We start from the raw sequence: 13,594 nt of genomic DNA, 5'->3' as shown, positions 1-13,594 counted from the left end.
GGCTTGTGAGACTGCACAGGACACGACAGAGTTCCTCCGTACCGCCACCGCGATCGGTACGGACACCGCGCAGGGCCCGGCGCATCACCCTTCCCCGCCTCCTCGGCTCGCTGCTGCTCGTCACGGCGGCCGGTGCCGCGGCGGGCAGCGGCCCGGCCGCCGCCGCTCCCGCGCCGCGCCCCCTCGGGCAGGTGGTCCCCGCTCCCGTCGAGGCGAAGCCGGGCGGCTCCCCGTACGCCATCACCGCCGGCACCAGGATCCGCGTCGAGAGCGAATCCCGGGAGGCCCGGCGGATCGCCGACCAGCTCGCGGGCGTGCTGCGCCCGTCGACCGGCTACGCCCTGCCGGTCACCGGCCGGGGCAGCGACGGCATCCGGCTCAGGCTCGACCCCCACGACGACGCGTCCGGCGCCGAGGGCTACACCCTGAGGTCGAACCCCGGTTCCGTCACCATCACCGCGCGCGAGCCCGCCGGGCTCTTCCACGGCGTCCAGACCCTGCGCCAGCTGTTCCCGGCCCGGGTGGAGCGGAACAGCCGTCAGGAGGGCCCGTGGACGGTCGCGGGCGGCACGGTGCGGGACGCCCCGCGCTACGCGTACCGAGGGGCCATGCTGGACGTCTCGCGGCACTTCTTCTCCGTCGCCGAGGTGAAGCGCTACATCGACCAGCTCGCCCTGTACAAACTCAACAAGCTCCATCTGCACCTCTCGGACGACCAGGGGTGGCGCATCGCCATCGACTCCTGGCCGAGACTCGCCACGTACGGCGGGCGGACGGAGGTCGGCGGCGGCCCGGGCGGCTACTACACGAAGGCGGACTACCGGGAGATCGTGCGGTACGCGGCCTCCCGCTATCTGGAGGTCGTTCCGGAGATCGACCTGCCCGGCCACACCAACGCGGCGCTCGCCTCGTACGCGGAACTGAACTGCGACGGCGTCGCGCCCCCGCTCTACACCGGCACGAACGTCGGCTTCAGCTCGCTCTGCGTCCCGAAGGCCGTCACGTACGACTTCGTGGACGACGTGATCCGCGAGCTGGCCGCGCTCACCCCCGGCACGTACCTCCACATCGGCGGCGACGAGGCGCACTCCACCGCCCATGACGACTACGTGGCGTTCATGAACAAGGCGCAGGCCGTCGTCGGCCGGTACGGCAAGACCGTGATCGGCTGGCACCAGCTGACCGGCGCCACTCCGGTCGGGGGCACGGTCGCCCAGTACTGGGGCTACGACCGGACGGGCGCGGACGAACGGAAGCAGGTGGCGGACGCCACCGCGAGGGGCACGAAGCTGGTGCTGTCCCCGGCGGACCGCGGCTACCTGGACATGAAGTACGACAAGGACACCGAGCTGGGCCTGTCCTGGGCCGGCTACGTCTCCGTCCGGCGCTCCTACGACTGGGACCCGGCGGCCTACCTGGACGGGGCCCGGCCCGGTTCGGTCCTCGGCGTCGAGGCACCGCTCTGGTCGGAGACGCTGACGAACAGCGCGGAGATCGAGCAGATGGCGTTCCCCCGGCTGCCGGGGATCGCGGAGCTGGGCTGGTCGCCCGCGTCCACGCACGACTGGGACGCGTACAAGGCGCGGCTCGGCGCGCAGGGGCCGCGGCTCTCGGCGCTCGGCATCGACTACTACCGGGCGCCGGAGGTGCCTTGGGCGGCGGAGTGAGGTGATCCTCCGGGGCGCGGAGCGTGGTGTACGCCCGCGCCCCGGCGAGGCTCGCCCCGGGGTGTCCGGGCCCGTTCCGGGCCCCGGGGGTCCCGACCGCCAGCATCCGTTCCGCGGTCGAGCAAGGGAGGAAGCCGTCGGTCGTCTCCAACCTCGCCATGCAGGTGGCCGGTACGCCGACCTTCCTGAGCACCGCCGAACAGCAGGGTGTCAGCCCGGAACTGCTCAGCCCCTACTTCGCGTTGATGCGCCGCCGTCTGGCCGAGGGCATCGGCGACGAGGGCCTGACGGGCGTGATCGACCTGCTGGTGCGCTGACCTGCCGATGTGCCGACTCCGGCCCGGTCTCGGGAATCGATGACGTGACCGGATCAAGATCGCCATCGGGATCCATCGGAATATGATCACCGTATGTTCGAGGGTGAATTGGTCAGGCTTCGCGCGCTGCGCGCGGAGGACGCGGAGCACCACGTCCGGTGGCGCAACGATCCGGAGGTGGTGCACTGGGCCACGGCCGGCGACCCGTGCTTCGGCCCGGTCACGGCGGAGGCCGTCGGGCTCGCCTTCGAAACCATGCTGCGGCTGAGCCCGAGGGAGTCGGCCGTATTCACCGTGGAGGACCTCGCCGACGGCACGGTGATCGGCATGGCGGACTACCGGGACCTGGACCCGTTCGCCGGGTGTGCCACGGTCGGCATCACCATCGGCGAGCGGGACCGCTGGGGCCGCGGCCACGGCTCGGACGCGCTGCGCCTGCTGGTGGGGCACCTGTTCGGGGCCTACGGGCTGCATCGGATCGAGCTCGACACCTGGAGCGGCAACGAGCGGGCCGTCCGCGCCTTCACCCGGGCGGGCTTCTGCGAGGAGGGCCGCCGTCGGGAAACCGTGCTGGTGGCGGGCAGGCGGTACGACACGGTGTTGTTCGGGATGCTCCGTGAGGAGTGGCCCGGCGCGCCGGGCTGATGGGATCAGGCGGTGTCAGCCGGCCTCCGTGCCCTCGGCACCGTCCGTGCCGTCCGCACCGTCCGTGCCCTTCGCACCGTCCGCCACGGGCCGGCTCGTGAACCCGGCCCGGCACAGTCGCTCGTACGCCGCCACCGCGTCGTCGGGGACGGGGTCGGCGGCCTGACGCCCGCGCGCCGCCGCTTCCCGGGCGTTCCCGGAAGCGGCGGCGCGCAGGCCCCGTGGCAGGGGGCAGGGTCAGGCAGGGAGGCCCAACTCCCTTGCGATCAGCATGCGCTGGACCTCGCTCGTGCCCTCGCCGATCTCCAGGATCTTGGAGTCGCGCCACATCCGGGCCACCGGGTACTCGTTCATGAAGCCGTAGCCGCCGTGGATCTGGGTGGCCTCGCGGGCGTTGTCCACCGCGACCGTCGAGGAGTACAGCTTCGCGATCGCCGCCTCCTTCTTGAAGGGCTCGCCCGCCAGCAGGCGGGACGCCGCGTCGCGCCAGCCGATGCGGGCCATGTGGGCGCGGGCCTCCATGTCGGCGATCTTGAACTGGATGGCCTGGTTGGTGCCGATCGGCCGGCCGAAGGCGTGGCGCTCGTGCGCGTACTTCACCGACTCGTCCACGCAGCCCTGCGCCAGGCCCGTGGCCAGGGCGGCGATGGCGATCCGGCCCTCGTCGAGGATGCGCAGGAACTGCGCGTAGCCCCGGCCCTCCTCGCCCAGCAGGTTGTCCAGCGGGACGCGGACGTCGGTGAAGGACAGTTCACGGGTGTCCGAGGCGTTCCAGCCGACCTTGGAGTACGGGGCGGCGACGGTGAAGCCGGGAGTGCCGGACGGGACGATGATCGAGGAGATGAGCGGGGCGCCGTTCTCCTTGCGGCCGGTCACCGCCGTGACCGTGACCAGGTCCGTGATGTCCGTACCGGAGTTGGTGATGAAGCACTTCGAACCGTTGATCACCCACTCGCCGGTGGCCTCGTCGCGCACCGCCGTCGTGCGCGTGCCGCCCGCGTCCGATCCGGCCTCCGGCTCGGTCAGGCCGAACGCGCCGAGCGCCTCGCCCGCGCACAGCCTCGGCAGCCACTTCCGCTTCTGCTCCTCCGTGCCGAAGCGGTAGACCGGCATGGCGCCGAGCGACACCCCGGCCTCCAGCGTGATCGCCACGGACGAGTCGACCCGGGCCAGCTCCTCCAGGGCGATCCCGAGGGCGAGGTAGTCCCCGCCCATGCCGCCGTACTCCTCCGGGAACGGCAGCCCGAACAGACCCATCCGTCCCATCTCCCGCACGATTTCGTACGGGAACTCATGACGCTCGTAGAAGTCCCCGATCTTCGGGGCGACCACATCGTGCGCGAACTCCTCGACGGTGCGCCGCAGTTCCTCGTGCTCGGCGGTCAGCCGGTGGTCCAGGGGCATGGCAGGTCACTCCTTGTGGGCGACTGGGACGGTGCGGGGGGACAGGGGGCGTCGCATGGCGGTGGTCACCGCGCCGACAGCGCCCGGACGGTACGGGACGGGCTGGGGCGGCCCAGTCGCTCGGCGAGCCACACGCTGGTGGCGGTGAGCGCGTCGAGGTCGACCCCGGTCTCGATGCCGAGGCCGTCGAGCATCCACACGAGGTCCTCGGTGGCGAGGTTGCCGGTCGCGCTCTTCGCGTACGGGCAGCCGCCGAGGCCGCCCGCCGAGGCGTCCACGGTCGTCACCCCGTGCTGGAGCGCGGCGAGGGTGTTGGAGAGGGCCTGGCCGTACGTGTCGTGGAAGTGCACCCCGATGGTGTCGGTGCGCACGCCCTCCTCGTTCAGCTCGGACAGCAGGTCCAGTACGTGACCGGGCGTGGCCACGCCGATGGTGTCGCCCAGGGACAGCTCGTCGCAGCCCAGGTCCATCAGCGACTTCGCGACCCGGACGACCTGGTGGACGGGGACGGGCCCCTCCCACGGGTCGCCGAAGCACATCGACAGATAGCCCCGGACGTGCACCTTGTCGTCCTTGGCGCGGGACACGACGGGCTCGAACATGGCGAGCGACTCGGCGATCGTGCGGTTGAGGTTGCGGGAGGCGAACGTCTCGGTCGCCGAGCCGAACACGGCGATGCGGCGGGCACCGAGCGCCAGCGCCCGGTCCAGCCCGCGCTCGTTCGGCACGAGGACCGGCAGGGCCACGCCCGCGATGTCGCGGAGCCGGGGGAACAGGTCCTCCGCGTCGGCCAGTTGGGGCACCCACTTGGGGTGCACGAAGCTGGTGGCCTCGATGGTGGTCAGGCCGGCCGCGGCGAGGCGGTGGATGAACTCCGCCTTCACCTCGATCGGTACGACGGTCTTCTCGTTCTGGAGCCCGTCGCGGGCGCCGACCTCGTGGATGCGCACCCGGGGCGGCAGGTCCTGGGTGGGCACGGTCATGGGCAGGGTGCGGGGGGTCATGCGGTCCTCCCCGGAAGTCGTGGTCATGCGTCCTCCCCGGGAGACGTGGCGGACGCGTCGCCGGGACCGGTTCCGGCGGGGGCCACGACGGCCAGGACCTGGTCCATGGCGACCGTGGCGCCGGCGGTGACGTCCAGTTCGATCACGGTCCCGGCGTGCGGGGCGGAGATGACGTGCTCCATCTTCATCGCCTCGACGACGAGCAGGCTCTGACCGGCCACGACCTCGTCCCCGACCGCCACCTTCACGACGGTGACGGTGCCCGGCATGGGGGCGGCGAGGGTGTCGGCGCCGGAACGGGCGGCCCCGGCCAGCGACGCCGCCACCGGGTCGTGGTCCTGTACGTGCCAGCTGTCGCCGTCCCGGCCCAGCCAGACCCCGTCCGGGGCGGCCGCGTAGGTGAACGCGTGGGTGACACCGGCGAGTTCGACGACGATGCGGTGCTCGGAGAGCTCGGCCGCCCGGGCCGTCTCCCGGCAGCCGGGCATCGGGGCGAGCGGGCCGCACGCGCCCGTCGCGGGCTCCGGCGGCTCCGCGCCCTCCCCGACATGGCCGAACGCCAGCTCGGTGCCCGTCGCGCGGGTGCGCAGCGAGACCTGCACGGGGTCGCGGCCCGGCAGCCGGAAGTCGTACACGGTACGGGCCGGGGTGCCGCCCAGCCGCCAGCCGTTCGGCACCGAGAACGGGTCCACCCAGCCGTTCGGCGACGAGGACGGGTCCACCCAGCCGTTCGGCACCGAGAACGGGCCCGTCCCGCCGGAGGAGTCCTTCGGGGCGTCGGGGCCGGGGGACTGCCGCAGCAGCGCCGCCGCCGCGTACACCTCCTCCGGCACGCCCTCCGGCACAAGATCGTCGACCTCGCGTTCCACCAGGCCGGTGTCCAGTTCGCCCGCCGCCACCGCCGGGTGGGCGAGCAGACGGCGCAGGAAGCCGGCGTTCGTCGGGACGCCGAGGATCACCGTGTCCGCGAGCGCGGCGCGCAGCCGGCGCAGCGCGGCGGCCCGGTCGGGCCCGTACGCGATGACCTTCGACAGCATCGGGTCGTACAGGCTGCCGACCTCGCCGCCCGCGCGCAGCCCGGAGTCCGTGCGCACGCCGTCGCCCTGCGGCTCGTGCAGCGCGAGGACCGTGCCACCGGACGGCAGGAAGCCGCGGGACGGGTCCTCGGCACAGATCCGGGCCTCGATCGCGTGACCGGTGAGCGTGATGTCCCGCTGCTCGTACGGCAGTTGCTCGCCCGCGGCGACCCGCAGCTGCCACTCCACCAGGTCCAGGCCGGTGATCAGCTCGGTGACGGGGTGCTCGACCTGGAGGCGGGTGTTCATCTCCATGAAGCAGTACGCGGCCGGGTCGTCGCCCGGGACGATGAACTCGACCGTGCCCGCGCCGACGTAGCCGCAGGAACGGGCCGCCTGGACGGCCGCCTCGCCCATCGCCGCCCGGGTCTCCTCGTCGAGCAGGACGGACGGCGCCTCCTCGATGATCTTCTGGTGGCGGCGCTGGAGGGAGCACTCGCGCTCGCCGAGGTGGACCACGTTGCCGTGGGTGTCGGCCAGCACCTGGATCTCGATGTGGCGGGGCCGGTCGATCCACCGCTCCACGAGCAGGGTGTCGTCGCCGAACGAGGCGCGGGCCTCACGCCGGGCGGCGGCGATCTCGTCCGCGAGCAGCGCCTCGTCACGCACCAGCCGCATGCCCTTGCCGCCGCCGCCCGCCGAGGGCTTCAGCAGCACGGGCGTGCCGATCTCCCTTGCCGCGTCGACCAGTTGGGCGTCGGTCAGTCCGCTGCCGGAGGAGCCCGGCACCACCGGAACCCCGGCCGCCGCGACCGTCTCCTTGGCCCGGATCTTGTCGCCCATCAGCGAGATGGCGTCGGCGGGCGGGCCGATGAAGACCAGCCCCGCCTCGGCGCAGGACCGCGCGAAGCCCGCGTTCTCGGCGAGGAACCCGTACCCGGGGTGGACGGCCTGGGCGCCGGTGCGGCGGGCGGCGTCCAGCAGCGCGGGCACGCTCAGGTAGCTCATGGCGGCGGGCGCGGGGCCGATCCGTACCGCCGTGTCGGCCTCCCGCACATGGCGGGCGTCCGCGTCCGCGTCGCTGAACACGGCGACCGAGCGGACGCCGAGGGCGCGCAGCGTACGGATGACCCGTACCGCGATCTCGCCGCGGTTGGCGACGAGAACGGCGTCGAACATCGTCATCTGTTCCTCACATCGCATCCGGAGGTCATCTGCTGCACATCGCACCTGGGGGTCGTCCGCACATCGGACCCGGGAGTCATCCGCACCTCGCGTCCGCAGGGCATCCGCTCCCGATCGCTTCCGGAGGTCATCCGTTCCTCACGCATGGAAGGCATCCCTTCCTCACATCCGGAAGACGCCGAAGCCGGGCGCCGCGGGGTCCCTTTGGGGAAGCGGAGCGTTTGCGCACGCGGTCAGGGCGAGCCCCAGCACCTGCCGGGTCTCCGTCGGGTCGATCACACCGTCGTCCCAGAGCCGGGCCGTGGCGTAGTAGGCGTTGCCCTGGGTCTCGTACTGTTCGCGGATCGGGGCCTTGAACGCCTCCTCGTCCGCCGCGCTCCAGTCGTCGCCCAGCTGGTCGCGCTTGACCGTGGCGAGGACGGAGGCGGCCTGCTCGCCGCCCATGACGGAGATCTTCGCGTTGGGCCACATCCACAGGAAGCGCGGGGAGTAGGCCCGGCCGCACATGGAGTAGTTGCCCGCCCCGTACGAGCCGCCGACCACCACCGTCAGCTTCGGTACGCGGGTGCAGGCGACCGCCGTCACCATCTTCGCGCCGTGTTTGGCGATGCCGCCGGCCTCGTAGTCGCGCCCCACCATGAAGCCCGAGATGTTCTGGAGGAAGACCAGCGGGATGCCGCGCTGGTCGCACAGCTCGATGAAGTGGGCGCCCTTCTGGGCGGACTCGGAGAACAGGATGCCGTTGTTGGCGACGATCCCGACCGGGTGGCCGTGGATGTGGGCGAAGCCGGTGACCAGCGTCGTGCCGTACTCCGCCTTGAACTCGGCGAACCGTGAGCCGTCCACCACCCGGGCGATCACCTCGCGCACGTCGTACGGCGTGCGCGAATCGACGGGGACGGCCCCGTACAGCCCGGCGGGATCCGCCTTCGGCTCCTCGGCCGGCCGCACCGACCACGGCAGCGCCCCGCGCCGCGGCAGCGTGGAGACGATGTTCCGCACGATCCGCAGCGCGTGCGCGTCGTCCTCGGCGAGGTGGTCGGTCACGCCGGACGTACGGGAGTGCACCTCGCCGCCGCCCAGCTCCTCCGCGGTCACGACCTCGCCGGTCGCCGCCTTCACCAGCGGCGGGCCGCCCAGGAAGATCGTGCCCTGGTTCCGTACGATCACGGCCTCGTCGCTCATCGCGGGGACGTACGCCCCGCCCGCCGTGCACGAGCCCATGACGGCGGCGATCTGCGGAATGCCCGCCCCCGACATCCGGGCCTGGTTGTAGAAGATCCGGCCGAAGTGCTCCCGGTCCGGGAAGACCTCGTCCTGCATCGGCAGGAAGGCGCCGCCGGAGTCGACGAGGTACAGGCAGGGGAGACGGTTCTCCAGCGCGACCTCCTGGGCGCGCAGGTGCTTCTTCACCGTCATCGGGTAGTACGTGCCGCCCTTGACGGTCGCGTCGTTGGCGACGATCACGCACTCCCGGCCGCTGACCCGGCCGATCCCCGCGATCACCCCGGCCGCCGGGGCGGCGCCCCCGTACAACCCCTCGGCCGCCAGCGGGGCCAGCTCCAGGAACGGGGAGCCCGGATCGAGTAGGGTGTCCACCCGGTCGCGGGGCAGCAGCTTGCCGCGCGACACGTGCCGCGCACGGGCCCGCTCGCCCCCGCCCAGCCTGGCCGTGGCGAGCCGCGCGCGCAGCTCGTCGGTGAGCGCGAGATGCGCCGCCTCGTTGGCCTGCCAGGTCTCGGAGGCGGGATCCGCCGCGCTCACCAGCACCGGTGCCTGCTGCATCGTGTCGAGCCCCCTTGCCCGTACCGCTCGCTGTCCGTACCGCTGTCCACGTACCGCTGTCCACTGCTGTCCTACGGCCGGCCACTGCCGTCGCGAGGTCGAGTTGTTAATGACCGTTAACGTCTCTCGCCTTCAGGTTAACGAGCGCTAACAGGGTTGTCTAGAATGAATGGTCATGAGCACCAACGCCGCCGCCCGCGTCGCGGCCCCCACCCGCCGCGAGCAGATCCTCAAGGAGGCCGCCCGCCTCTTCGCCGAGCGCGGCTTCCACGGCGTCGGCGTCGACGAGATAGGGGCCGCCGTCGGCATCAGCGGTCCGGGCCTCTACCGGCACTTCCCCGGCAAGGACGCGATGCTCGCCGAACTGCTGGTCGGCATCAGCGAGCGACTGCTGGCCGGCGGGCGGCTGAGGGTGTCGGAGGACGCGGCCCGCGTGGACGGCTCCCCGAGGGCCCTGCTGGACGCGCTCATCGAGGGGCACATCGACTTCGCCCTCGACGACCGCCCCCTCATCACCCTGCACGACCGTGAGCTGGACCGCCTCCGGGACGCCGACCGCAAGCGGGTCCGCCAGCTCCAGCGGCAGTACGTCGAGGTGTGGGTGGACGTCGTCCGCGAGCTGTACCCGGACCTGCCCGAGCACGAGGCGCGCGCCGCCGTCCATGCCGTCTTCGGTCTGCTGAACTCGACCCCGCACCTGGGTCGCCCCGACGCGCAGCCGGATCGCGCGGACACGGCTGCGCTGCTGCAGCGACTGGCGCGCGGTGCGTTCGAGGCGGCGGCCTGCCGCTGAGGGCTGTCCCGCAATCCCTGGCGGGCGCACGACGACGGTTACGGCACCTCGCCGCGTTGTCGAAACGCCCGAATGCATCCGGCATGCGGGCGCCCCTCCGCCTTTTGATGCACCGCATCCGACGCCGCGCGCTGGTCCACCGGGGATTGCGGGACAGTCCTTAGGCCGCGCTCCCGGCTCCGGGATCGCCCTGAATATATGAATTATTGCGGCGGTGCGGAGGTCATTCCTCGAATTCCCTTTCCTTTTTTCTTCGCGGGCTCCGTCGCTCAGGTGTCGCGGTGATCCTCAGGCATATGGTTTGAGCTGTCCCGCCACGCCTGATGGGGAATGTGAATGAAAACATGTCAGGTTTCGGTCGTTGTCCCCTGTTTCAATGAGGACGAGGTGATCGACGCATTTCATCGCGCGCTGATCTGCGCCCTCGGCTCGACCCGTCGAACCTTCGAGATCTGTTATGTCGACGACGGCAGCAGCGATCGCACCAGACTCAGGATCGGCTCGCTCGCCACCGCCGACCGGCGGGTCCGCTACACCTCCTTCAGCCGTAATTTCGGCAAGGAGGCGGCCATGCTCGCGGGGCTGCGCATGTCCCGCGGCGACTGCGTCGTCCTCATGGACGCCGACCTCCAGCACCCGCCCGAACTGCTGCCCCGCATGCTGGAACTGCGGCGCTGCGGCTACGACCAGGTCGTCGCACGACGGGACCGTACGGGGGAGGGTGCCCTGCGCACCTTCCTCAGCTCCGCCTACTACAAGGCCATGGGCCGGTGCATGGACGTCGAGGTCGTGGACGGGGAAGGCGATTTCAGGCTGCTGTCGCGCGACGCCGTGGACGCCGTGCTCGCGATGCCCGAGACGAACCGGTTCTCCAAAGGGATCTTCTCCTGGATCGGCTTCGACACGGTCAGCTTCACCTACCAGAACATGCAACGTGCGGCGGGACGCTCGAAGTGGGGCGGCAGACGGCTGTTCAACTACGGGATCGACGGGCTGATCTCGTTCAACAGCCGCCCGCTGCGCCTGGCCATCCACGCCGGTCTCGCGCTCGCGCTCACGGCACTCGGATACGCCCTGTGGATCATCGCCGAGGTGGCCCTGCACGGCGTCGTCGTGCCCGGCTACACCACCCTGCTGACCACCGTCGTCGCCCTCGGCGGAATCCAGCTCGTAACGCTCGGCGTCATCGGTGAATACGTGGGGCGCATTTACTGCGAGACGAAACGCCGTCCGCACTACGTGGTGCGTGAAACGAACGATACGGCGAAGGCGAGGGCACTCCCGCCGGTCGACGGAAGGCGGACGGAGGCCCGCCCGGGGCCGCCGGGCCCTGCGGTCGAACGGTCACGTGCGCGGCCGTCCGGGGCGACCGCGATCGGCGCATCCAGATTCCATACAATGCGCCAGTTCATCGCATTCGCGGCGATCGGTTTCATCAATACGGCGGTATATCTGGCGGTGTACGTCTCGCTGAACAATTGGATTCCCTATCTGGCCGCGCACGTCGTCGGATACGTGATCAGCGTTCTGGGCTCGTTCCTGCTCAACTCGTACATCACCTGCCGGACGAAGCCGACCTGGCAGGCCCTCTTCCGGTATCCGCTGTCGAGCGTCGTCAATCTCGTGCTCACCGGGACGCTGCTCTACATCGGCGTGAGCCATCTGGGCCTGGGCAAGAACGTCGCCGCCCTCGCCGCGGGAATCCTCGCCACGCCCTTCTCGTTCCTCCTCGCCCGCTGGGCCATCGACAGCGGCGCGGACCTGGCCCGTCGACGTACCGCACCGGCCGGGAGCCGCGCCGGACGCACTGCGCCCTGAGCCTCCGCGCCGCCCGAGGCCCACGACACACAGACACACGCATCGCGACACGGACACGCGTGGCGACACGGACACGCATGGCGCGAGCCCCGTACGGAAGGTCCCAGCGCACATGACCGCGGAAACGCCGAAGACCGCCGACGACGAGCGACGGAGGGGCGGGGGCCCGATCCGCCCGGACGACGACGCGGAGGCCGCCCCGGACGCCGGGACCGCCTCCGACGCCGGGAGTGCCCCGGACTCCGACCGTACGGGCCGGTGCGTGACGAACCGGATCCCGGTCCGGGCGCTGCCGCTGCTCACCCTCCTGCCGCTCGCCCTGCTCGGCGCGGCCTTCTGGATTGGCCGCCTGGTCCGTCCGGGCGCGGACGACTGGTGCTTCCTCCCGGTCGTACGCGACGAGGGCGCCACCGGAATGATCGCGAAGTTCTACCTCCAGGACAACGGACGAGTCGCCAACGCGCTCCTCGTCGTCGCGTACGGAGCCTTCGGCGTCGCCGGACACCAGTGGTTCGCCCTGGTCAGCGGGGTGATCATGCTGGGCGTCCTCTGGGCGCTGGTCGCCTCCGCGCTCGGCCGGGCCCGGCTGACCGCGCCCCGCGGCCTCGCCCTGCTGGTGGCGGCGACGGCCACGGCCGTCTTCCTCCTGTCCACGTCGAACACGTACAAGGTGTTCTACTGGCCCGCGTCCTCCGTCTCGCACACCGTCTCACCGGTCCTGGCCTGCGCCGCCGTGATTCCGCTGCTGCGGGCGCGGACCCGCCGGGGGTGGGGCCTCGCGCTGGGCGTCGCGCTCGTGGCCGGGGTCTTCATCGGCACGTTGTCGGAGGAGACCGCGGTCGTCGTCCTCGTTCTCCTCGCGGCCGTCCTGCTGTTCAGTCTCCGGGCGGTTCCGGGGCCCACCCGTACCCGTACCCGCGTCTGGTGCGGGGTCGCCGTCGCCGGGGTCGTGATCGGGGCGGCCATTCTGTACCTGTCACCGGGCGCGCGCACCCGCCGCGAACGGTTCGGCGCCGACTCCACCACCATGCTCGGCCCGCGGGCGCTGGGCGACGCGCTGCGATCCTTCGCCGACATCCTGGGAACGGTCCTCACGACGTGGCAGTACCTGGGGGCGGTCGCGGTCGGTGTGCTGCTGGGACTGCTGGTACGCCACGACGGACGGGAGAGGGACGGACGCGGGACGGAGGGGCCGGGGACGGACGGGCGACGGACGGAGGGGCCGGGGACGGACGGGCGACGGACGGAGGGGCCGGGCGGGCCGTGGCCGGGAGGACCCCTGGGACGTCGCCCTCTCGTCCCCCTGCTCGTCGGCTTCCTCGCCTTCCTGGTCGCCGGATACCTCTGCACCATCGTCGCCCGCCCCGCCTTCGGGACGAGCGTGGCGCTCGCGCCCCGCGTCTGGGGCGACTTCCTGCTGCTGTACGTGCTGCTCCTGGTGTGCGCCGGAGCTCTGCTGGGGCGGGCGCTGTTGCGGCGTGCGCGGCGCTCGGGCCGACGCGCGAGGGGCGCGCGCACGGTGACGGCGGCGGTCGCGGCGGCCCTGTGCGCGCTGACCTGCGTCGGGCTCGCCGTCCCGCTGTTCCGGCTGGAACAGCGGATGGACGTACGTGCCCAGCGCTGGGACCGCCAGGACCGTTCATTGCGGGAGGGAGCGGCGCGCGGGGCCCGAGTACTGCCGTACACGCCGGTGTCGGTCAGCGGGATGGGGGAGCCGTTCGGCGGCAACGGGAAGAGGCTGTGGCCGGGGCAGTGCGTCGCCCGGTACTACCACCTGGAGAGGATCACGTACTCGACGCGGCTTCCCTGAGCGCGCCTTCCCCGAGCCCGGGAGCCCGGCCGACGCCCGGTCCGGCGGGTGCGCAGCGCGCGGCAAGGGACGACGGAGGAGAGCGGGGGAGGACCGGCCCTGTCACAGCAAGAGCCCGGCACGCTGCGCACACCTGACGGCACAATGGGT

Annotated in this window: 10 protein-coding genes; 6 read left to right on the top strand and 4 right to left on the bottom strand. The window is 71.9% G+C overall.

Annotated features, from left to right (window positions below; genetic code table 11):
- Positions 1–5: 5 nt before the first annotated feature.
- The 3 genes from AMK22_RS09270 to AMK22_RS09260 all read left to right on the top strand — a co-directional run bounded on the left by AMK22_RS09270 (position 6) and on the right by AMK22_RS09260 (position 2,629).
- The gene (locus AMK22_RS09270) at positions 6–1,667 is read left to right on the top strand and encodes a beta-N-acetylhexosaminidase (protein WP_443333284.1); all 1,662 of its coding nucleotides are present in this window, start codon (positions 6–8) and stop codon (positions 1,665–1,667) included.
- 23 nt (positions 1,668–1,690) lie between these two features.
- Complete coding sequence (locus tag AMK22_RS42000; protein WP_338014145.1) at positions 1,691–1,984, top strand: imine reductase family protein; 294 nt, start codon at positions 1,691–1,693, stop codon at positions 1,982–1,984.
- A 93-nt stretch (positions 1,985–2,077) separates the two neighbouring features.
- Positions 2,078–2,629: a GNAT family N-acetyltransferase gene (locus AMK22_RS09260; protein WP_073783212.1), complete on the top strand. Its 552-nt coding sequence runs from the start codon at positions 2,078–2,080 to the stop codon at positions 2,627–2,629.
- A gap of 237 nt (positions 2,630–2,866) precedes the next feature.
- Here AMK22_RS09260 and AMK22_RS09255 read toward each other — a convergent pair whose 3' ends face one another.
- The 4 genes from AMK22_RS09255 to AMK22_RS09240 all read right to left on the bottom strand — a co-directional run bounded on the left by AMK22_RS09255 (position 2,867) and on the right by AMK22_RS09240 (position 9,023).
- The gene (locus AMK22_RS09255) at positions 2,867–4,033 is read right to left on the bottom strand and encodes an acyl-CoA dehydrogenase family protein (RefSeq protein ID WP_073783210.1); all 1,167 of its coding nucleotides are present in this window, start codon (positions 4,031–4,033) and stop codon (positions 2,867–2,869) included.
- Positions 4,034–4,098: 65 nt separating this feature from the next.
- Positions 4,099–5,037 (bottom strand): hydroxymethylglutaryl-CoA lyase, encoded by a 939-nt coding sequence (locus AMK22_RS09250; RefSeq protein ID WP_073783583.1) that lies wholly within the window; start codon positions 5,035–5,037, stop codon positions 4,099–4,101.
- Positions 5,038–5,060: 23 nt separating this feature from the next.
- Complete coding sequence (locus tag AMK22_RS09245; protein WP_073783581.1) at positions 5,061–7,232, bottom strand: acetyl-CoA carboxylase biotin carboxylase subunit; 2,172 nt, start codon at positions 7,230–7,232, stop codon at positions 5,061–5,063.
- 168 nt (positions 7,233–7,400) lie between these two features.
- On the bottom strand, positions 7,401–9,023 hold the full coding sequence (locus AMK22_RS09240) for a carboxyl transferase domain-containing protein (protein WP_073783208.1): 1,623 nt from the start codon (positions 9,021–9,023) through the stop codon (positions 7,401–7,403).
- A 175-nt stretch (positions 9,024–9,198) separates the two neighbouring features.
- Here AMK22_RS09240 and AMK22_RS09235 point away from each other — a divergent pair, with 175 nt between their 5' ends.
- The 3 genes from AMK22_RS09235 (at position 9,199) to AMK22_RS09225 (ending at position 13,444) form a co-directional block, all read left to right on the top strand.
- Positions 9,199–9,816, top strand: coding sequence for an SACE_7040 family transcriptional regulator (locus AMK22_RS09235; protein WP_073783206.1), 618 nt, complete (start codon positions 9,199–9,201; stop codon positions 9,814–9,816).
- Positions 9,817–10,152: 336 nt separating this feature from the next.
- A complete protein-coding gene (locus tag AMK22_RS09230; RefSeq protein ID WP_073783204.1) occupies positions 10,153–11,634 on the top strand; it encodes a glycosyltransferase in 1,482 nt (493 codons plus the stop codon).
- 112 nt (positions 11,635–11,746) lie between these two features.
- Positions 11,747–13,444 carry a DUF6056 family protein gene (locus tag AMK22_RS09225; RefSeq protein WP_107430500.1) on the top strand — a complete coding sequence of 566 codons (1,698 nt, stop codon included), beginning with the start codon at positions 11,747–11,749 and terminating at the stop codon, positions 13,442–13,444.
- Positions 13,445–13,594: the final 150 nt, after the last annotated feature.

It is taken from the genome of Streptomyces sp. CB01580 (genome assembly GCF_001905795.1).
In the GTDB taxonomy this organism is placed as follows: Bacteria; Actinomycetota; Actinomycetes; order Streptomycetales; family Streptomycetaceae; genus Streptomyces.
This window is presented reverse-complemented; position numbering and strand designations above follow the sequence as displayed.